Here is a 21,048-nt window from a genome sequence, read left to right as displayed (position 1 = left end):
ACGCGGGTAAAACGTGTGATGCCGGTTATAACGTACCTTGCCTGCAACAGTAGTTTTTAGCTGCCCCGGGCCAATGAACATGCCAGAGCTAAAACGGATAAATGACCATAAACCGGGCTTATTTTGCATGCCTAGCAAGCTATATCTATCAATGGATTGTTACATTATAGAAAGCTATTTTATTATCGCTCGAAAGATTCGGCGAGTTTAATAGCAAGTTACGCTGCAGGGGTTAGGGCGTGACGGCAACTACTATTCAACAGGGTGTAAATGGTATGACTACAGTGACTTTTGCATAAGTCGATAACAAGTATATGGGCATTGCAGCCGTTGGCGTTTTTATGCATAGTAAAAACGTTGGTACGGGCTGGCAGATGCCCGTTTCTTGCTTCGATTGCCATTGTAAAATACTTTCTGACATACCGCTCATGATGCTGGAAGCGGTTGACTGGCAGCGTTTCCGATACCTCGAGAAGAATAATAAGATTGGGAGGCCTCCCCAGTACAGTCGGATCGCCTTGCTACGAGCACTTCTCTACATGGAACTGGCAAATCTCTCGAGTGTCAGTGAACTAGTAAGAATACTCAAGGGCGACAATTATAAAATGCGGATTCTCGGCTTCGACCAATTACCTAGTGAGAGCACGTTCAGCAGATTCAAAGACCAGGTAGACACCGACCGGATCATGGTCCTGTTGACAAGCATGATCTGGAAGAAAAACCCGGATTTCATGAGCATGGTTGGGGTAGACAGTACCAGCCTCCCTGCGTTCACCCGGAGTGATCCTGAGGCCTCATGGGGGTACGATCACATCAATGATAAAATGTACTACGGGTACAAAATCCACTTACTTTACGATCTGATTACACTGGCGCCGATCTGCAGTATTGTCACTCCTGCCAACATGCATGACACTACACAACTACTGCCATTACAGAGGAAAATGGGCAGTCGCATACTCCTTGTTAAGGGATTGTTCGCTGACATTGCCTATGACTCTAAAGAGCACTTGGAACGCATATACCCGATCGGCATACCATTGATCAACCGAGTTAACCGGCGGAACACGAAGAAAGAGCTACCCAGGTACCGAATACAGGAGTACATCCCCTTCCACGACATCACCATGAACAAATTATATAAAAACAGGATGCACTGCGAGTACACGAACTACCTGTTGAAAGAGCACCTCACCTTAAAACGAGTAAAAACTACCGGAATCCTTCGAGTTACTGTAAAGACCGGACTCACCCTGATAGCACGACAGATACAAGTACTCTACCAGGTTAAACAGGGAGCAAACCCCAGGACAACGATCATCGAGTGAATTATGCAAAAGTCTCATGACTACAATTAGCAGACCAGTAAATTTACTTTTATATTGTCTGGTGTGCCTGTCCGTGTTTCTGGCGCTCGCCAGCGGCCTGGCCACGGCGGCAACGGCACCGACGACAGCCTGGGAGAAGAGCTACGGCGGAGCTGATAATAACGATAAGGCCGAGTCAGTCTGGCAGACCAGCGACTGCGGCTTCATCATCTGTGGTGAGACGGATAACGGCAAAGGCGGCCTGCCCATTATCTTTTTAACGAAGACTGACTGGCAGGGCAACCTGGAGTGGACTCAAACCTACCCGGCTTCATCTGCAAAGTCCGTCAAGCAGACCAGCGACGGGGGCTACATAGTGGCCGGTAGTGGCGCGAAAGGAGCGTATCTTCTCAAGACGTCCGAGACCGGTGCTGAGCAGTGGAGCAAAGCTTATCCCCGGGTAGGGGAATCCGGGACTGGCGATGATATTTACTCCGTCCACCAGCTGCCCGACGGCAACTATGTTATGGCCGGAAACGTCCTCCACAACGATAAGCGGAGCACGGATATGTATCTGGCTAAAGTCGACGGCTCTGGTAACATGATCTGGCAAAAGACTTACGGCTCGTTTTTCGGTGATGAGAAAAGCGGCGCGGATTATTGCTACTCGGTCTGGCCCACCAGCGATGGCGGCTCCATCTTAGGTGGCTCGACCATGAATAAGAACAGCAAGAACATGTACCAGGCTATAATTGTGAAGGTCGACGCGGATGGTAACCAGCAGTGGTTTAAGACCTTTGATCAGATTGACGGTCGCCAGGATACATTCCATATCGGTGTACAGCAGACCCATGACGGCGGCTACATCTGGTCCGGTGGAAACGGTTACCATAAGCAGATAGTCAAGGCTGATGCGCAGGGTAACATGCAGTGGTACAAGGTGTACGATAAGCCCTGGGGCGGTATCTACTCAATTCAGCAGACCTGGGACGACGGCTACATATTCGTTGGGGGAGACAAAGAGGGCCAGGCTAATGTCACTGTGGTGACCCGCACGGATTCTCAGGGCAACGTACTCTGGGAGAAAGAACTGAAAGGGGTCGGTATATCCTATAGCCCGGCAGTCCTGCAGATCGGGAACGGCAGCTACGTGGTAGCCGGACATACTAAGGTCAAGGGCGGTGTACCGGACACTTATCTGGCCCAGCTCGACAAGGACTTTACTCCTGTGCCAGACGCCAGGTTCGTTTCGCCGAGAGACGCCTTTGTCATGGACGCGGGCAAATCCTACTACCTGACGCTCGTCATGACGAACAACGGCACGATGCCCTGGACGTTCCAGGATGGCACGATCCTGGCGCCCTCCAGCGATAGTGAAGACATGAAGTACTTCAACATGACTAACTACACGATACCGATCGGAACCATAGTCCGGCCGGGCCAGAGCATCAACGTCAATTTCACGTATACCGCCCCCGAAATGAACGGCACCTACCACCCGGAGGTCAGGATGTTCTGGACTAACCACGGGTACTTCGGCGAGCCCGCGAAGTTCACGTTCTACGTGGTAAACGGCACCCCGGACACCAGGACGCCGACTGCAGCAGTGACCGCAGCGCCCACCAGTGCCGCTACTACAGCACCTGATGTGACGGCGACCCCTGGCCCGACTGATGCTCCCGATGCCACGCCGGTGAAGACCGGCGGACTGCCCTGCTTATCGTCAGTGGTCTTACCGCTGCTCGTCGTAGGGACAGTCGGCCTCGGCTTGTACAGGCGCAGAAACAAGGAAGAATAAGTGCATTATCTGCCAGCCCGGCATTACAAATGCCAGCTGGCAGAACTATTTTATTTATTCGAAACAGAACAGCCTGGGCGAGACCTCTAAGCACTCGTCTCATGAAAACTGGTTTTTCTATTTAAGCCGGTGAAAAACTCCTGGAGGTCGGGGAGTTCCCGGGAGGCGGGGGAGGATTTTCAAGCTGGGAGGTTGGAGAGGGTATCGAGGTCTGAGAGGAGGTTGGGGAGTGTGGAAAGGTTTGGGAGGATTTTTTAAAGATATTCTCTCTGACCTCCTGGTGCCTCACATAACCTCCTCTCTGACCTCCATGACCTCCCTGACCTCCCAGCTTGAACGTTCTCTCTGAACTCCATGAACCTCTCCGACCTCCCCTCCGACCTCTCAATACCTCCCTGACCCAGATTTTTCATGGAACACAAAAGCGGTCGGGGACATCCGCTGAGCGCCAGGTCAGAAAGTCCCGCGGTAATTGGCAAGCTGTTTGCTGAATGGCTTGAAGACCTTTACTACCTTCTCCTGCTCTTCGGCAGACATCGGCTTAAAGCCCCTGCCAGCTCTGGCGAGGGTCTGCACTTCCGCCGGACTCGAGCACCCCACAATGATGAGCGATACCGGCTGAGAGAGCGCGTATCTCATCAGTAGTTCAGGCGTCGCTCCCAGTTCCTCGTAGATGTAGTTCGAGGCTCCCAGCACTTTCATCCCGATGACGCCGATGCCTTTTTCGACTGCTATCGGCAGCGTCTGGGTTAAAAAGCCTCCAAGCGCCCCTTCTACCGGGTTCACCGGCAGGAGCACCGTATCGACGGGCCAGTTATCGACGCAATAAGAGAGAATCGCCGGATTATGGTGACCCGTAACGCCGATATGCCTGACGAGACCCCGGTCTCTGGCCTCGAGAAATGCGTCGAGGGCACCGCCGGGCCCTTCAATGGCGAGAATATCCTCTTTGGTCCGGACGTCGTGGATCTGCCAAAGGTCGAGGTAGTCGAGGCCCATGGTTCTTAAAGTAGTCCTGAGATCGGCCATCGCGCCATCGTAGTCCCGGGAAGCAGACTTGCTGGTCTGGAAAATCTGGCTCCGGGCTTCTTTATTGTAAGGCCAGTAGGAGCCGTAGTAGCCTTCGCTGCCCGCATAGGCCCTGGCGGAGTCAAAGTACTGGATGCCCTGGCTGTAAGCTTCGCTGATGACCTCTCTGGCTGCCCCTGTCTTGCCGAACGTCCTAAGGACACCTTCACCGCCGAGGCCGACAATAGTCGTATTGATACCGGTCTTGCCAAGAGGTCGGGTATCGATTTTTTCCATCGAGATGATCTCCGCCATGATCTCCCAATTTTACAGGGTAGGGCTCATTTTTTATATATTGTACCTATGTTTTGTACCGTTGAATGAGGATTATCCGAGCCTTCGGCTCGGACTACCAACCTTAATACTTTTTAGCCGAAGGCTCGTTTTTTATGCAAATGCAGGCCTCTGGCTTGTTCTTCTTGAGTGCCATCAGCTCTTCGGCCAGCCACGGCAGGAAGGTGCCTACGTCAGTGACGATGCCGATCGCCTGCGCGCTGCCCCTGTCCATCAGCTTGGTGACGGTGGACGGGTTGATGTCGACGCAGATCGTGCTGACTGAAGACGGCAGGCAGTTGCCTACTGCGATAGAGTGCAGCATGGTGGCCATCATTAACACAATATCAGCGCCCTTAAGCTGCTCTCTGATCATGTCCTGCGCCTTCATGGTGTCCGTGATGACGTCGGGAAGGGGTCCGTCGTCCCTTATGGAGCCTGCGAGCACGAAGGGCACGTTGTTTTTCACGCACTCGTACATGATGCCGCCAGTGAGGATGCCGCTTTCTACCGCAGCCTTGATGGAGCCCGCCCTCGTTATCTCGCTGATGGCGTAAATGTGGTGCTTGTGGCCTTCCGGTGCCAGTTCAACTGTATTCAGGTTCATGCCCAGCGAAGTACCGTACAGGTTGTACTCTATATCGTGTGCTGCGAGCGCGTTTCCGGCGAGGAGGGCGTCGACGTAGCCGTTCCGGATCATCTCAGCCAGCGCTGACTGGCCTCCGGTGTGGACTATAGCAGGGCCGCCTACAATGACGATGCGGCCGCCTCTGGCCTTGACTTCCAGCATCTCTTCAGCGATCTGCTTAATCAGCGACTGGGAAGGCCGCTCTGACGATACCTGGCCGCCCATGAACTCGAATATCGAGTGGCCGCGGGGCCTTTCCGGGGGCACGATTCTGATGCCTTTCTTCCCGATGACGACCTGGTCGCCTTTCTTGATGTGGCCGAGAGTGACGCAGGAAGGGACTCCGTCCTTAATAACAATCATCGAGTCCATCTTCTGGTTCTGCACCTGCTTCCACTCGCCGGCGATCTTTACGTAAGTCTGGTGATTGGTAGTGGAGTAGAAACCCTTCGGCACCACTTTGTCCTTCGGGGCGGTGGCGACTACCACGTCCTCTGCCTCCGGCAGCTGGGCTCCGAGCCGGTGGAGCTCGCCGATAATGTCCTCCAGGTGTTCGTTATCTCTGCCCTTGATCATGAGCCGGGCATAGCTCGTATCGGTTTTGTTCTTGCCGATATCGAACTGGAGGATCTCGAATTCTCCTTCCATATCCATGACCTTGTCGAAGATCCTGGGAAGCAGGAGGGAGTCTATGATGTGTCCTTTCAGTTCAATCTCTCGCATTGCTTGCATAGGTTTCACCATTGGTTGTGAAAGTTCTATTTTCCATATGCGGCCATACTATGTATAATCTGGCATCGAAACAAGATATTTCCACCGAATACCTCATATTCAATTTGCCCGGGTATATCGATCGGCTTTACTTTTTACGACCTCCGGTACCTGCAATGCCCAGAGCCATGGCGATAGCTATTATGCTGATCAGGCCGATCATCTGACTCCCGGCAGGGGCCGGCGTTGCAGTTGCCTGAACTGTCGGCGCCGCGGTGGGTGTAGGAGTTTGCACCGGAATAGGTGTAGCTGTCACTATTATCTTAGGCACGAAGGTGCCCGCTCTGTTGTCGAAGACATAAGCCTTCCCATCGCTGCTGCCTGCTGCGACCAGGTCCCCGCCGGTAGCGATGGCGACGCTGTTAATGACATTCCCCGCCTGGAACCGGGCTGATTTCTGGCCGTTAGCACCGTAGCCGGTTATGACCCCTTCGACATCTCCTACGACGACCATGCCATAATTCGATACGGCCGTGCTTTTAATTGCGTTACCGTTGCCTGCATCCCACAGCTTGTTACCCTGGCCGTCGAAGGCAAATATGCCGGAGTTGGCTGTGCCCACAATGATAAGATCCCCGGCGTACGTCATACTTAAGGTGTTGACTATGCTGTCTGTGCTGGACTCTTTTAGCAGTTTGCCGCTGCGATCGAAGAATGTGACCCTGCCGTTTTGCATCCCTACTGCTATCAGGTCGCCGTTTCTCGAAGTGGCGACGGCAGAGACGGGTGATATGAGCTCGTGAGCCCACAGCTGGTTGCCCATTCTGTCCCGGGCTGTGACCGCCCCGTTTCTTCCGCCGGCAACGATCGTGTTTCCGTCCCCTGAAATGGCGACAGCGCTTATCTGATCTTCCGTTTTAGAGTACCAGGTTCCTGTGCCGAAACGGCTGATCAGGTAGACATAGCTGTTCCAGCTGCCGGCCGCAATGTCGTTGCCATTGTCGGATATTGCAATGCCGCTGATGTAATCGTTGACCGGGTAGTCGCCGAGCTCTGAGCCCTCCCTGTCAAAGGTAACCACGTGGCCTCCCCAGAGGTTAGCCGCTACCACTGTGCCATCCGCAGATACAACCACGTTCACAGGTATGTCACTCACGCTTTTCTCCCAGAGCCTGGTTCCGGTGCTGTTGAATGCGATCACTTTGTTATCCCCGGTACCAAGGACGACCAGATCACCCAGGGCCGAAACAGCCACCGATTTAACTTCCACGCCTGCTGCATACGTCCATGCCGGCGATGTGGCCGCGGGAGCTGAAAGTACGGGGGATGTGAAAAGGAATGCCTGGGCTGCCAGGATCATTGCTACCACAACGATGCATTTTACCGGTTTAGCTTCAATACCCTTCGAAATTTTCGTGATTATCACCAGCTGGCGACTATATACCAGACACCTGGCGTATAATTGGCGTTTAAATAAAAAAGATTTTCCGGCCAGCAGAGTCCATACATAGTCAGGACTGTGTGCTTCCGCATAATATGTCTTGATCTGATTATTAATACAGGCAACGTCATATGGTGGTGGATATTATACCATCTATATCGGTGATCCGATTTTTACAGAGGCATAAAGATGAGCAAACTCTCTGATGCGGCCAACGCCGCCATGAAAGAAGTATTCGGCCTGCGCGAAGGCGAGGAAGTGCTGATCATCACCAACCCGGGAGGGGACTGGTTCGAGGTATCTCAGGCTCTGTATGACGCGACGAAAGCGCTCGGCGGCAAGCCGGTGATCATGGTACAGGATAAGCGAGCCCGGATTGAGTTCACCGAGCGGCTGGTGCTGGAAGCGATCCGGGCAAAGCCGGACATCACCATCTCCTGCGGAGAAGCGCATTATGGTTCCGATCCCTTCGGCGTCAACATCGGCTACGTAGGCAGGGATGGCAAGAAGCACGACAACGCTTTCAGAATGCTGATCTACGGCGATCGCCGGATGCGGGGAGTCCTCACTGGCCGGCCGGGCATCAAGGACATCTTCGAGCGGTGCATGAACATCGATTATGCGGCCATGAGAGAAAGGATCAAAGCCCTCTCTGACGTGCTCGACAAAGGCAACGAAATACGGGTGACATCCCCCGGCGGCACCGATGTGACGCTTTCCATCAAAGGCAGAAAAGCTCATGCTGATGACGGCGATCTCCGGCACGCAGGCCTCTTCGGAAACCTGCCCTGCGGTGAAGTCTTCCTGTCTCCTGTAGTGGGAAAATGCAACGGCATCATGGTCTTCGACAGCACGATCACGCTCGACAACGCCTCGGTCCTGCCCGACAAGCCCGTCCAGGTCACAGTAATGGACGGCCTGGTCACAGACGTGCAGGGCGGCGAGACTGCCAGGGCGCTGCTAAACGTTATCAGGAAGGGCGAGCAGATGGCCAGGGACAAAGGCCTGAAAGAGCACGAGAAGAACGCAAGGCACATCGGCGAACTAGGCATCGGCATGAACCCGATGGCAGGCCCGTCGACGAATCTCCTGGAAGCCGAAAAAGCCCTGAAGACCATCCACTTCGCCATAGGGGAGAACTTCGATCACGATGCGCCTGCGCTTATCCACCAGGACTGCCTGATTTTGCGGCCGTCCATGTGGGTGGACGAGAGGCAGATCATGAAGAACGGGGATCTACGGCTTTAATTTTTTTTTTATAAAACCCATTCGGCGGTATGCAACTTCATTTCTTTACGATAATTACCTCTGCGTGCCGCAACCAATTGTAATTACTACATATTATTATAAAAATCTATTTTGATTATCCTTGACGAATTATTGATCCAAATATTACGAAATTTTGAAATTTACTGTGGCATACTATATATACAGTAGCGCTGTTCTCCGATAAATTTTTAGGTTTTTTTGAAATACAAAATAATAGATACTTATAATAATTACTTATTTTTATTATATTTACAGCAAGCGATTGACATATATTTAAGCTAACCTGGTTTTAATCATTTATTTATTAATCGATAAGTATCCGAGGCTTATATAATGGAACTAAAAATAGTTTCCACAACTTGCCCGTACTGTGGTACGGGGTGTGGATTGAACCTTGTCGTGCGTGACGAGAAAGTCGTCAGTGTGGCAGCATGGCAGCGTCATCCTGTGAACGAAGGAAAGCTCTGTCCAAAGGGACGCTATGCCCACGAGTTCATCCACCGGAAAGACCGGCTGACTAAACCGCTCATAAAAAAGGACGGCAAACTGGTCGAGGCATCCTGGGACGAGGCGTACGAGCTGATTGCCACTAAACTCAAGACTTATAAACCTGAGGAAATGGCCTGTCTCGCTTCGGCACGCGTATCCAACGAGGAAAACTACCTGATGCAAAAGTTTGCACGGGCTGTGCTAAAGACTCCCAATGTTGATCACTGCGCCCGTCTGTGCCACTCTTCGACAGTCGCCGGCCTTGCTGCTTCCTTCGGGTCCGGCGCTATGACAAACAACATCCAGGACATCGCCGAATCGAAGTGTGTTTTCGTCCTGGGCAGCAATACCTTTGAGCAGCACCCGCTCATCGGCCGCAGCATCGTCAGGGCGAAGCAGAAGGGTGCCAGGGTCATCGTCTTCGACCCGAGGTACACCCCGACGGCAAAACAGGCCGATCTGTATAAGTCGTTTTACTCCGGCACGGACGTAGCGATTCTCAACGCCATGATGCAGCACATCATAAAGAATGGCTGGGAAGCGAAGGAGTACATCGAGAACCGCACAAAAGACTACGAGAAGCTGAAAGCAGTCGTGATGAAGCCCGAGTACAGCCTGGAGAACGTCTCCGGCATCAGCGGCATACCTGCCAAAGATATCGCGATGGCGGCCGAATGGTTTGCGACGGCACCTTCAGCATGCCTTCTCTACTCTATGGGCATCACTCAGCACACTACCGGCGTGGACAACGTGAAGTCGGTTGCCAACTTGCTGATGCTCACCGGCAACATCGGGAAAGTCGGCGGAGGCGTGAACGCTCTCAGAGGCCAGAACAACGTGCAGGGCGCCTGCGACATGGGTTGCCTGCCCAACGTGTATAGCGGTTACCAGAAAGTGATCGATGAGCCGGCTGTCAAGAAGATGAAGGAGGCCTGGGGCTGTGATGTCGCCGGTGGCAAGATCGGGTACACGGTTACGGAAATGATGGACGTGCTGACCGAGAACCCGCCTAAACTCAAGGCTATCTACATCATGGGAGAGAACCCGATGATCTCCGACCCGGACCTCAAACACGTAGAGCATGCCCTGAAGAACCTGGAATTCCTCGTGGTACAGGACATCTTCCTGACCGAGACGGCACAGCTTGCAGACGTCGTTCTGCCGGCAGCCTGCTATGCGGAGAAGGACGGGACGCAAACCAGCACCGAGCGCAGAGTCCAGAGATGGCATAAGGCCGTAAACCCGCCCGGAGAAGCGAAGGCTGACTGGGAGATACTCTGTGAGCTCGGGCGCAAGATGGGCTTCGAGAAACAGTTCTCGTTCAAGAGCCCGGAGGAAATTTTCAACGAGGTCGCCAGAGTCACCCCATCTTACGGCGGTATGAGCTACAAGCGCCTTGAGCCGGAAGGCCTGCACTGGCCCTGTCCGGCCGCCGACCACCCGGGAACCCCAATTCTGCATACCCAGAAGTTCGCTAACCCCGACGGGCTCGGCGTCTTTACTCCCATCGAGTACAAGCCGCCTGCCGAGGTCACGGATGCGGAGTATCCGTTCATCCTGACGACCGGGCGGTGCATCTGGCAGTGGCACACCGGGTCTATGACCAGGAGATCGGAATCCCTTGAGAGGGAGGCTCCTACAGGCTGGATCGAGATAAACACCGAGGACGCGAAGGCGCTCGGTATCAGGAACAATGAGATGGTACGGGCGATCACCCGCCGCGGAGAAGTGCAGGTAGCTGCCAGAGTGACCGGGGATATCAGGAAGAACGTCATGTTCATGCCTTTCCACTATGCGGAATGCCCCGCCAACGTCCTCACGAACAACGCCCTCGACCCGATCGCCAAGATACCTGAATACAAGGTATGTGCGGTGAGAGTAGAGAAGATCAAGGAGGCGTGATGCAGATGGTTACAAAAGGCGAGTTACTATACACCCAGGCAACTGACAAGGCCGTCCAGGAGCGGGGCGAAACAGGAGGCACCGTTACAGCACTCTTAAAGTATCTCCTGGAGAGCCACATGGTCGACGCGGTCTACGCGATGAAGAAAGGTGCTGACATCTACGATGCCCAGCCCACTCTCATCACCGACCCGAAAGACGTCATCCAGACTGCCGGCTCTCTGCATTGCGGCACCTTACTGGTCCCCAAGCAGCTCAGCAAAACTGTGCTCAACGCAGACCCGAACCTGAAAATCGCTGTCGTGGCAAAGGGCTGCGATACGATGGCCCTGTACGAGATGGCGAAGAGAGGCCAGATCAACCTGGACAACATCCTTATGATCGGAGTCAACTGCGGCGGTACCGTCAGGCCCGCTATGGCCCGAAAGATGATCCGGGAAAAGTTCGGGGTCAACCCGGACACCGTAGTAAAGGAAGAGATCGATAAAGGCCAGTTTATTATTCTAACTGCTGATGGCCAGCACAAGGGTATCTCCATCGACGAGCTTGAAGAACAGGGCTACGGCCGCAGAGAAAACTGCCGCCGGTGCAAGACGAAGATCCCAAGACAGGCCGACCTGGCCTGCGGTAACTGGGGTATCGTCGGGGACAAGGCCGGAAAAGCCACTTTCGTGGAAGTCTGCAGCGATAAAGGTGCGCAGGCACTGAACAAGGCGGTAGAAGCTGGTGTAATCGAAGTCTCTGCAGCGCCTCAGAAAGGGGTTGAAATCCGGGGCAAGGTTGAGCAGGCGATGCTCAAGCTGGCCGACAAGTGGCGTGCAAAGGACTTTGCCAAAGGCGGCAACGGTACCGAGCGCCTACAGGCTATTATGAAAGAGACTTCCCGGTGCATCAGGTGCTACGCGTGCATCGAGAACTGCCCTATCTGCTACTGTACAGAGTGCAGCACTAAGAAACCTTACCTGGTCACGCCCGGCGAGGTACCGCCCAACTTCATGTTCCACATGATCCGGTTCATGCACGTCTCCGACTCCTGCATCAACTGCGGCCAGTGCGAGGAGCTCTGCCCGATGGACATCGAGAACTCCCGCCTGATGCACTCGATACAGGCCGACCTCGAAGCGATGTTTGGCTATAAGCCCGGCGTCGACATGACCCTGCCAGTGCTGGCTCTGGTCAAGGAGCCCGAGGAAAGGGAGAGGCTGGCAGCTACAGGGACCGACCAGATCTTCAACATATTCAAGGACTGAAGGGCTGGTGCAAACGTGACGACAATATCATTAGATATCCAGAACAGGACCTGTACTGGTTGCAATAATTGCGTTGTCGCCTGCCCGGTCAATGCGCTGGAGTTGACGGTTGCCAACCCGGTAACCAAAAAGAAGACTTACAACGTCTTGAACGGCAAGGCTGTCGTAATCGACGACGAGGTCTGCAATGGTTGCGGCATTTGCCTTGAGGTCTGTCCGCAGCGTGCAATCACGCTCACGACAGCGTAGGAGTTATCAGGAGTAAGAAATCATGTTTCCCAGTTATTCGAAGAAAACAGAGAACAATAAGCAGGTAATCGAACAGAGGCTGCTGACCCAGAAGTTAAATCTGGCTGTGGACCTGGATCGGTGTACCGGTTGCGGAGTCTGTATTGACGCCTGTCCGGAAGAGGCAATTACCGAGGGCCCGATCGGCGCAGTAAGCCGTGGCAAGGCTAAGGTATCCAAGGTCGATGTCGACCCGAAGAAGTGCTCTTTCTGCGGTGTATGCAACATCCTTTGCCCGTTCAACGCCATCAAGCTGTCCGTAGACGGCGTAGAGAAACTCCCCATTCTGGAGCAGCAGGGCTTCCCGGTGCTTGAGAAGAAAGCGAAGATCGACGATGAGAAGTGCTCTCGCTGTGTGCTGTGCGAAGAGGTCTGCCCGAGGGACGCCATCAGGAGAGACGTCGCCAAGGTTGACCAGGGCCACAAGGCTGCTTCGACCATGAAGTACGCGATCGACTACAAGCTCGACGATGCGAAGTGCACCAAGTGCGGCATCTGCGCAGAGGCCTGCGACGCATTCAAGATCGAATACAAAGAGCCGACTCCACTGACAGTAAAGAGGATCGGCGAGGTCAAGTTCGACGAGAAGAAGTGCGACGCCTGCAAAGTCTGCGTAGAGATCTGCCCCGAGGATGCAATCTCCATCGAGCGCAAGATCATCGAAGAGCCCAAGCTCAGCGGCAAGGTCGCCATCGACACTAACGAGTGCGTCACCTGTACGTGGTGTCAGGTCATCTGCCCGAAGGATGCGGCGAAGGTTGAGAAGGTCTTCGAAGGCGAACTCACCATTAACACCGCCAACTGCCCGGCCGGCTGCTCTACCTGCGTAGACGTCTGCCCGTGCAACGCACTGTACCTGCCCGTAGTCGAGGAAGCAGGCCACAAGCCCGGCAAGCTCGCCTACAACAAGGACTTCTGCATCTACTGCGGCGCCTGCATCAACGCCTGCCCGGCTGACAGCACGATCACCATGAAGAGGAACAAGATCAACGTCACCGGCGAGAAGACCAACCTGTACAACAAGATCGAGGCCAAGCTCTTCGCAGAGAAGACCCCGAAGATCAAGGAGGCCTAAAAATGGCTGCATTAGAATCACAGGTAATAAACCTCAACAAGGGTTTAATCAACTTCACCCACGAGGTAGAGAAACAGGGCGGAGAGAACATCGGCGTCTGCTACCAGTGCGGTACCTGCACCGGCAGCTGCCCCCAGGGCAGAAGGAACGCCCTCAGGACCAGGAAGATCATGAGGATGGTTGCCCTTGGTATGAAGGATCAGCTCCTCCGGGATGATTCCATCTGGTACTGCTCGACCTGCTACACCTGCACTGACAGGTGTCCCAGGCATGTCAAGCCCACTGATGTTATCATCGCGCTGAGGAATATGGCCACCAGGGAATTGCTGGTACCGAAGAATTTCGTGCAGAACATGACGTTCATCTCGCAGACCGGCCATGCTGTGCCGAACAATGACGCTAACAGGGCTCTGAGAGTTAAGCTCGGCCTGACGGCAGAGCCGCCGACGACAGCCACGCACCCCGAGTACATCCCGGGCATCATGAAGATCATGGAGGCTACCGGTCTCATGGCTATCAAGGCTCAACTGGAGGCTAAGAAATGAGTCACTCAGCATCTAACAAGACATCCTTATACTTAGGCTGTATCGCTCCGAACCGGTACCCCGGCATCGAGGCTGCAACCTTGAAGACCGCTAAGAATCTGGGCCTGGAGTTCGCTGACCTCGTCGGCGCATCCTGCTGCCCCGCCCCCGGCGCGTTCGGCAGCATGGACGTCCTCACCTGGGAAGCCCTCGCAGCAAGAAACATCTGCCTGTCTGAACAGATGGGCCTCGACTGCACCGTCGTATGCAACGGGTGCTACAAGTCCCTGTACGACGTGAACGAGAAGCTCAAGGAGAACCCTGCTGAGAAGGCCAAGGTCAACGAGCTGCTGAAGCTTGCGGACATGGAATTCAAGGGCACAATCGAGGTACGCCACTTAGCAGAGCAGCTCTACAAGGATGTAGGGATCAAGAAGATCAAGGACTCGGTTGTCACGCCCCTGAACGGCATCAAGGTCGGCGTCCACTACGGCTGCCACATGCTCAAGCCCGCCAGGGAAAGAAGATTCGGAAGCCCCGCGTTCTCCACGGAAAGGCCCACCTTCCTCGATGAGATGGTCGAGGCACTCGGCGCCACCTCGGTGGACTACAGGGAGAAGATGATGTGCTGCGGTGCCGGTGGCGGTGTCCGTGGCTACAAGAAGGACTACGCGCTGGACATGACCAACGAGAAGCTGAGGAACATGCAGGAAGTCGGCGTCGACGTCATCGTAGATGTCTGCCCGTTCTGCCACCTGCAATTCGACCTCGGCCAGGTAGAAATCAAGGAGAAGTTCGGCGACAGCTACGGTATTCCTGTACTGCATTTCTCCCAGTTGTTAGGCCTCGCCCAGGGCATGAGTCCCGAGGAACTCGGCCTGAGCGCGCACCAGATCAAGGTTGACAAGTTACTCGACAGGATTGTGTGAGGGGATAAGATATGGCAAACGGTAAAGAAAACAGAGTAGGAGTCTTCATCTGTCACTGCGGTACCAACATCGCCGGCACCGTCAACGTGAAGGCTATCGCCGAATACGCGAAGACCCTTCCGGGCGTTGTCATCGCTAACGATTACCCGTACATGTGCTCGACCCCCGGTCAGGAAAAGATCAAGGCGGCCGTAAAAGATCATAAGCTTGATGCAATCGTGGTTGCAGCTTGTTCGCCCCGTCTGCATGAGCCGACCTTCAGGAAGGCAACCGAGCTGGCAGGCTTAAACCCGTTCGTCTTTGAGATGGCGAACATCCGTGAGCAGTCCTCGTGGATCCACATGAAGGAGCCTGAGAGAGCAACCGAGAAGGCAAAGGACATCGTCCGCATGGCAGTCGCCAAAGCCAGGCTGCTTGAGCCTTTGCAGACAAAATCTGTACCCTGCGAAAAGACCGCAATGGTCATCGGCGCAGGCATCGGCGGTATCGAAGCAGCCATGAAGCTCGCAGACTCGGGTATTCTCACCTATCTGATTGAGAAGGAACCGACTATTGGCGGCTACATGTCCCGGCTGGACAAGACGTTCCCGACCCTCGACTGCTCCCAGTGTATTCTATCCCCGAAGATGGCAGAAGCTGGCAGGCACCCCAACATCAAGCTTCTCTCGTACTCCGAAGTCGATAACGTAGAGGGCTTCATCGGCAACTTTAAAGTGACCGTCCGAAGGAAGGCGAGAGGCGTCATCGAGGATGCCTGCAACGGCTGCGGCGACTGCGCAACGGTCTGCCCTGTCACCAGGCCTAACGAGTTCGATGTTGGCATGGGCCCCAGGAAGGCAATCTACATCTGCCACCCGCAGGTAGTGCCCCTCAAGTACACCGTCGACTTCGATTCTTGCGTCAAGTGCGAGCTGTGCGTGAAGAAGTGCGGCGATAAGAAGGCCATCGATTTAGAGATGAAGGATACCTTTGTCGAGCTGAAGATCGGCTCCATCATCGTGGCAACCGGCTTCGATCTCTATGAGATTGAGAAGAAAGAGGAGTGGGGCTACGGCGTCTACGACAACGTCATCACTGGCATCCACTTCGAGAGGCTCATCAACGCTGCAGGCCCGACTGGCGGCAAGCTGATCAGGCCCAGCGACGGCCAGAAGCCCCACAACGTAGGCTTCGTGCTCTGCGCAGGCTCCAGGGATCAGGACTCGAACAAATATTGCTCCAGAGTTTGCTGTATGTACTCGCTTAAGCACGCCCACCAGATCATGGAAAAGATGCCCGGTGTGACGCCTTACCTGTTCTACATGGACATCAGGTCCTTCGGTAAGGCATACGAAGAGTTCTACTACAGAATCTCTGACGAGGGCGCCAAGTTCATCAGGGGCAGGGTCGCCAAGATCCAGGAGCTCCCGAACAAGAACCTGCTGGTCCAGGCAGAAGACACTCTGCTCGGCACCCCGATCAACATAGAGCTCGAAATGGTAGTCCTCGCCTCCGCCATCGTACCCAAGAAGACCACGGAGGCTCTGAGAAACAAGCTCCTCGTATCTAGAAGCTCGGACTTATTCCTGCTTGAGGCTCACCCCAAGCTGAACCCGTTCTCGACCTCGACCGACGGTATCTTCCTCGCAGGCTGCTGCCAGGGACCGAAAGACATCCCCGACACAGTAGCTCAGGCAGCTGGTGCAGCTGCAGCAGCGGCAGTACCCATCAACCAGGGTAAAGTTACTCTTGAGCCGATTGCTGCCAAGGTTAACGAAGAGATTTGTGCTGGCTGCGGTGTCTGTGAGAGGCAATGCCCGTACAAGGCTATCACCATGCTAAACCTCGAAGGCGGTGTCCGGAAAGCTAATGTGAACGATGCGATGTGCAAGGGCTGCGGTACCTGCGGAGGCTCCTGCCCTGGCGGTGCAATCAAGATGCAGCACTTTACCACACCCCAGCTAATCGCTCAGATCGATGCGCTCCTGCTCGGAGGTGAGCAGTAATGTCAACCAACGATAACACTAACGGTGAGTGGAAGCCCAAAATTTTGGGGCTTGTCTGCAACTGGTGCTCCTACGCGGGCGCAGACCTTGCAGGTACCGCCAGGATTCAGTATCCTTCAGACATCAGAGTAGTCCGGATGATGTGCACAGGTCGAGTAGACCCTCTCTTCATAGTAAAAGCGTTCATGGATGGCGCTGACGGCGTGATCGTGTCGGGCTGCCACTTCGGCGACTGCCACTATCTCGAAGGTAACTACAAGGCTGCCAAGAGGATGTTCTACATGAAGAGAGTCCTCCGGTCGCTCGGCTTCGACGACCGGCGGGTGAGGATGACCTTCGTCTCGGCATCGGAAGGCGCCAAGTGGGCGGAAGTCGTCACTGACATGATCAAAACCATCAACGAGCTTGGTCCCAGCCCGATACGCACCAGGGCGGCAATCGGAGAAGCCATCAACTCGGGCTCCGCCAGCGACGATCTGGCAGAGATCGCAAAGATCGCCGCCGGCAAGAAAGTCGAAGTCGCCCCGTTGCAAAAGCTGTAAGGCGGGCGTAAGGAGACCCGAAGATGACTAACTCGATAGAAGTAAATCTTATATCAGGCCGGACCGTCTGGCAGGGTGTGGCAATCGAAGGCCACAAGCATGACGACGGTTACATTAAGGCCTGTGGAATATGTGAGCTTGATGTCGCTGACATGAAGAAGCTTCACGTGTTCCCGGGCCAGACCGTAAAGGTAACATCCGCTTACGGTACTGTAATCGTCAGGGCGGTCAAGGCAACCCAGGGCCCGCACCCTGGGCTGGCCTTTATTCCCATGGGGCCGTGGGCTAACCAGGTCATCAGTACAGAAATGTACTCGACCGGGATGCCCAGCTTCAAGGGAGTCAAGGTCACGATCGAGCCAGCGCCCGGCGAGACAGTCGAGAACGGCATAAAGCTGCTCCAGAAGATGACTCTTATCCAGAAGCAGGAGGGGTAAACTTTGTTAATACCAGAACAGAACGTGGTGACTACTGAAAGCCGCAACCTGAAGGTAGTCACGGATGTTGTTTGCCCCTTCTGCGGCACGTTGTGCGACGATATCAAGGTGATTATGGACGGCAACCGGATCGTCGACACGCTTAACGCATGTGTGATTGGCAATGAGAAGTTCAAGTCTGCTCAGGCAGGCCACAGGATCCTCGCCCCGATGGAGAGGGAGGATAATTCCGCAGAGTTCGCCCCCGTATCCTACGATTACGCAATCGAGAGGGCAGCCCAGATCCTGGCAAACGCCCGCAGACCGTTAATGTACGGCTGGTCCTCTACCTCGTGTGAGGCGCAGGCAGTCGGCAACGAACTTGCAGAAGTATGCGGCGCAGTCACCGACAACACCGCGTCCGTCTGCCACGGCCCCTCCGTGATGGCCATCCAGACTGTAGGCGCTCCGTGCTGCACTCTCGGTGAAGTCAAGAACAGAGCAGACCTCATCATCTACTGGGGCTGCAACCCCGTACACGCCCACCCGAGGCACATGAGCAGGTACACGACCTATCCGAGAGGCTTCTTCACAGAGAGAGGCTTCAAGGACAGGACTATGGTCGTCGTAGATCCGAGGCCGACTGACACCGCGAAGCAGGCGGACATTCACGTCCAGGTCGAACAGGGCAAGGACTACGAGCTTCTAGACGCCCTCAGGACTGTCATCCGTGGCGAGGACATCCCCGACGTGGTAGGCGGCGTCAAGAAAGAGGACATCAAGGCACTGGGAGATCTGTGCAAGTCCAGGAAGTTCGGCGTCTTGTTCTTCGGAATGGGTGTTACCCAGTCCATCGGCAAGCACAGGAACATCGACATTGCGATTTCTTTCGTGGCCGACATGAATAAGTACACTAAGTTCACCCTCGTCGCTATGAGAGGCCACTACAACGTGACCGGCAGCGGCCAGGTCATGAGCTGGCAGAGCGGCTTCCCGTTCAGCATGGACTTCTCCAGAGGCTACCCCAGGTACAACCCGGGCGAGACCGCGGCGAATGACATATTGCAGAGGCAGGAATGTGACGCAGCCTTAGTGATCGCATCCGATCCTGGCGCACACTTCCCGGTATCGTCCATGAAGTATTACGCCCAGATCCCGACCATCTGCATCGACCCGCACGAGACCCCGACGACCGGCATCAGCAAGATCGTCATACCGTCGACTATCGTAGGTGTCGAGGAAGAAGGCAACGCTTACCGTATGGATAACGTGCCCATCCGCTGCAGAAAGGTCTGTGACGCTCCGGAAGGCATCCTCTCCGACAAGGAAATCCTGGAGAGAATCCTGGCGAGAGTGAAGGAGATCAAGGCAGAGAAGAAAGGACAGTGAGAGGTATAGATCATGTCTGCAAAGCCACTGAAAGTTCAAAATGAGGTACTCATCAAGAACGGGTATGTATACGACCCGTTAAATGGCGTCAAGGGCGATGTTAAGGACATCGCTATCCAGAACGGCAAGATCGTTGAGCCCTCCAAGCTGTCCACTAAGGCGAAGGTCATCGATGCTAAGGGCAAAGTAGTGATGCCCGGCGGTGTCGACATCCACACCCACGTAGCAGGCCCCAAGGTCAACGTGGGCCGTATGTACAGGCCCGAGGACAAGCTCCACGACACCATGGAGCACCGCACAGACTTGCTAAGGGCAGGCGGAGGCTTCTCCGTCCCGAGCACCTTCGTCACCGCGTACAGGTACGCCAAGCTCGGCTACACCTTCGTCAATGAGGCGGCCATGCCGCCCCTTCTGGCAAGGCACACCCACGAGGAAATGCACGACACCCCGATCCTGGACCAGTCAGCCTTCACACTGCTGGGCAACAACTGGCTCGTGATGGAATACATCAAAAAAGGCCAGAAAGACAATCTCGATGCTTTCATCGCGTGGATGCTCAAAGCAACTAAGGGAAGCGTAATAAAGATCGTCAACCCCGGCGGAACGGAAGCCTGGGGCTGGGGTAAGAACTGCACGGACATCGACGACCCCGTACCGTACTTTGAGGTTACTCCCAAAAACATTATCCAGGGCCTGTGCGATGCCAACGAAAGGCTTGGTCTGCCGCACTCGATTCACCTGCACGGCAACAACCTCGGCCACCCTGGCAACTATACGACGACGCTCAAGACTCTGGCCTTAACAGAAGGTATAAAAACCAACAAGAAGTCGGGCAGAAACCAGAATCTGCACTTCACCCACGCCCAGTTCAACTCCTACGGGGGAACTGCGTGGAAAGACTTTGAGTCTAAAGCGGACCAGATTGCCAATTATGTCAATACGCATGACCACCTGACCATCGACGTAGGCTTCGTCACTCTCGACGAGACCACGACGATGACAGCAGACGGCCCGTTCGAGTACGTCCTCCATTCCACCAACCACCTGAAATGGGCGAACTTAGACGTAGAATTAGAGACTGGCTCCGGCGTAGTGCCGTTTATCTACGACTCCAGGAACCACGTCTTCGGTATCCAGTGGGCAACCGGTTTAGAGCTCGGTCTGCTTGTCAAGGATCCGATGAAGTGCTTCCTGACTACTGACCACCCGAACGCAGGTCCGTTCACCAGGTACCCGGTCGTCGCAAGCTGGCTCATGAGCAAGAAGGCCAGGGACGCCAAACTCGCAACCCTCCACAAGTGGGTCGGAGAGAGAACTAAACTCAAAGACATCAGCAGAGAGATGACTCTCTATGAGCTCGCCCAGATGACCAGGGCAGGCCCCGCAAAGGCGCTCGGCATGTCCAGGAACAAGGGCCACCTCGGCATAGGCGCAGACGGCGACGTCTCCATCTACGATCTGGACCCGAAGACCACCGACATCGGCCAGCAGCCGGAAGTACTCGTCAAGGCTCTCGAAGGAGCGGCTTACACCATCAAGGGCGGCGATATCGTCGTCAAGGATGGCGAAGTCGTGTCTGTAGACGCTCCGAAGTACACTATCTGGTCCGATGCAGACGGCTTTAACAACAAGGAAGTCATGAACGATATCGTGGAAAAGTTCCTGAAGTACTACTCGGTCACCCTGAACAACTACCCGGTGCAGGACGTCTATGCCCCGCATCAGCAGGTAATTAAGGCAGGGCCGCTGGCAGGAGGCAACTAA

At 54.7% G+C, this 21,048-nt stretch carries 17 protein-coding genes; 14 read left to right on the top strand and 3 right to left on the bottom strand.

What is annotated here, in order from left to right:
* Positions 1 to 341 precede the first annotated feature (341 nt).
* Together RCI_RS01455 and RCI_RS01450 are read left to right on the top strand one after the other, a co-directional pair.
* A complete protein-coding gene (locus RCI_RS01455; RefSeq protein ID WP_012034999.1) occupies positions 342 to 1,328 on the top strand; it encodes a transposase in 987 nt (328 codons plus the stop codon).
* A 61-nt stretch (positions 1,329 to 1,389) separates the two neighbouring features.
* Positions 1,390 to 3,105, top strand: coding sequence for a hypothetical protein (locus RCI_RS01450; protein WP_158308844.1), 1,716 nt, complete (start codon positions 1,390 to 1,392; stop codon positions 3,103 to 3,105).
* Positions 3,106 to 3,558: 453 nt separating this feature from the next.
* On the opposite strand, the gene RCI_RS01445 is transcribed toward RCI_RS01450, so the two are convergent.
* The 3 genes from RCI_RS01445 to RCI_RS01435 form a co-directional block, all read right to left on the bottom strand.
* The gene (locus tag RCI_RS01445; RefSeq protein WP_231844900.1) at positions 3,559 to 4,428 is read right to left on the bottom strand and encodes an aldo/keto reductase; all 870 of its coding nucleotides are present in this window, start codon (positions 4,426 to 4,428) and stop codon (positions 3,559 to 3,561) included.
* Positions 4,429 to 4,531: 103 nt separating this feature from the next.
* On the bottom strand, positions 4,532 to 5,806 hold the full coding sequence (locus RCI_RS01440) for an ornithine cyclodeaminase (protein ID WP_048197810.1): 1,275 nt from the start codon (positions 5,804 to 5,806) through the stop codon (positions 4,532 to 4,534).
* A 127-nt stretch (positions 5,807 to 5,933) separates the two neighbouring features.
* Positions 5,934 to 7,145 (bottom strand): WD40 repeat domain-containing protein, encoded by a 1,212-nt coding sequence (locus RCI_RS01435; RefSeq protein WP_231845000.1) that lies wholly within the window; start codon positions 7,143 to 7,145, stop codon positions 5,934 to 5,936.
* A 270-nt stretch (positions 7,146 to 7,415) separates the two neighbouring features.
* Between RCI_RS01435 and RCI_RS01430 the strand changes: the two genes are divergently transcribed.
* The 12 genes from RCI_RS01430 to fwdA all read left to right on the top strand — a co-directional run bounded on the left by RCI_RS01430 (position 7,416) and on the right by fwdA (position 21,048).
* Complete coding sequence (locus tag RCI_RS01430) at positions 7,416 to 8,474, top strand: aminopeptidase (protein ID WP_012034605.1); 1,059 nt, start codon at positions 7,416 to 7,418, stop codon at positions 8,472 to 8,474.
* 354 nt (positions 8,475 to 8,828) lie between these two features.
* Positions 8,829 to 10,886, top strand: coding sequence for a formate dehydrogenase subunit alpha (fdhF, locus tag RCI_RS01425; RefSeq protein WP_012034604.1), 2,058 nt, complete (start codon positions 8,829 to 8,831; stop codon positions 10,884 to 10,886).
* 5 nt (positions 10,887 to 10,891) lie between these two features.
* The gene (locus RCI_RS01420; RefSeq protein WP_012034603.1) at positions 10,892 to 12,136 is read left to right on the top strand and encodes a Coenzyme F420 hydrogenase/dehydrogenase, beta subunit C-terminal domain; all 1,245 of its coding nucleotides are present in this window, start codon (positions 10,892 to 10,894) and stop codon (positions 12,134 to 12,136) included.
* A gap of 15 nt (positions 12,137 to 12,151) precedes the next feature.
* A complete protein-coding gene (locus RCI_RS16055) occupies positions 12,152 to 12,385 on the top strand; it encodes a 4Fe-4S binding protein (protein ID WP_012034602.1) in 234 nt (77 codons plus the stop codon).
* Between the two features lie 22 nt (positions 12,386 to 12,407).
* Positions 12,408 to 13,499 carry a 4Fe-4S binding protein gene (locus RCI_RS01415; protein ID WP_012034601.1) on the top strand — a complete coding sequence of 364 codons (1,092 nt, stop codon included), beginning with the start codon at positions 12,408 to 12,410 and terminating at the stop codon, positions 13,497 to 13,499.
* Positions 13,500 to 13,501: 2 nt separating this feature from the next.
* A complete protein-coding gene (hdrC, locus tag RCI_RS01410) occupies positions 13,502 to 14,044 on the top strand; it encodes a CoB--CoM heterodisulfide reductase subunit C (protein ID WP_012034600.1) in 543 nt (180 codons plus the stop codon).
* On the top strand, positions 14,041 to 14,952 hold the full coding sequence (gene hdrB / locus RCI_RS01405; RefSeq protein ID WP_012034599.1) for a CoB--CoM heterodisulfide reductase subunit B: 912 nt from the start codon (positions 14,041 to 14,043) through the stop codon (positions 14,950 to 14,952). Before hdrC ends, hdrB begins: the two co-directional genes overlap by 4 nt.
* A gap of 11 nt (positions 14,953 to 14,963) precedes the next feature.
* A complete protein-coding gene (locus tag RCI_RS01400; protein ID WP_012034598.1) occupies positions 14,964 to 16,937 on the top strand; it encodes a CoB--CoM heterodisulfide reductase iron-sulfur subunit A family protein in 1,974 nt (657 codons plus the stop codon).
* Complete coding sequence (locus tag RCI_RS01395) at positions 16,937 to 17,479, top strand: hydrogenase iron-sulfur subunit (protein WP_012034597.1); 543 nt, start codon at positions 16,937 to 16,939, stop codon at positions 17,477 to 17,479. The genes RCI_RS01400 and RCI_RS01395 overlap by 1 nt, the downstream gene beginning before the upstream one ends.
* 23 nt (positions 17,480 to 17,502) lie before the next feature.
* A complete protein-coding gene (locus RCI_RS01390; RefSeq protein WP_012034596.1) occupies positions 17,503 to 17,916 on the top strand; it encodes a molybdopterin dinucleotide binding domain-containing protein in 414 nt (137 codons plus the stop codon).
* 3 nt (positions 17,917 to 17,919) lie between these two features.
* Positions 17,920 to 19,284, top strand: coding sequence for a formylmethanofuran dehydrogenase subunit B (locus tag RCI_RS01385; protein ID WP_231844898.1), 1,365 nt, complete (start codon positions 17,920 to 17,922; stop codon positions 19,282 to 19,284).
* Between the two features lie 12 nt (positions 19,285 to 19,296).
* Positions 19,297 to 21,048 (top strand): tungsten-dependent formylmethanofuran dehydrogenase subunit FwdA, encoded by a 1,752-nt coding sequence (gene fwdA / locus RCI_RS01380; RefSeq protein WP_012034594.1) that lies wholly within the window; start codon positions 19,297 to 19,299, stop codon positions 21,046 to 21,048.

It is taken from the genome of Methanocella arvoryzae MRE50 (assembly GCF_000063445.1).
Taxonomy (GTDB): Archaea; Halobacteriota; Methanocellia; order Methanocellales; family Methanocellaceae; genus Methanocella_A; species Methanocella_A arvoryzae.
The sequence above is the reverse complement of the archived record's forward strand: the minus strand, read 5'-3'. Positions and strand labels throughout refer to the sequence as shown.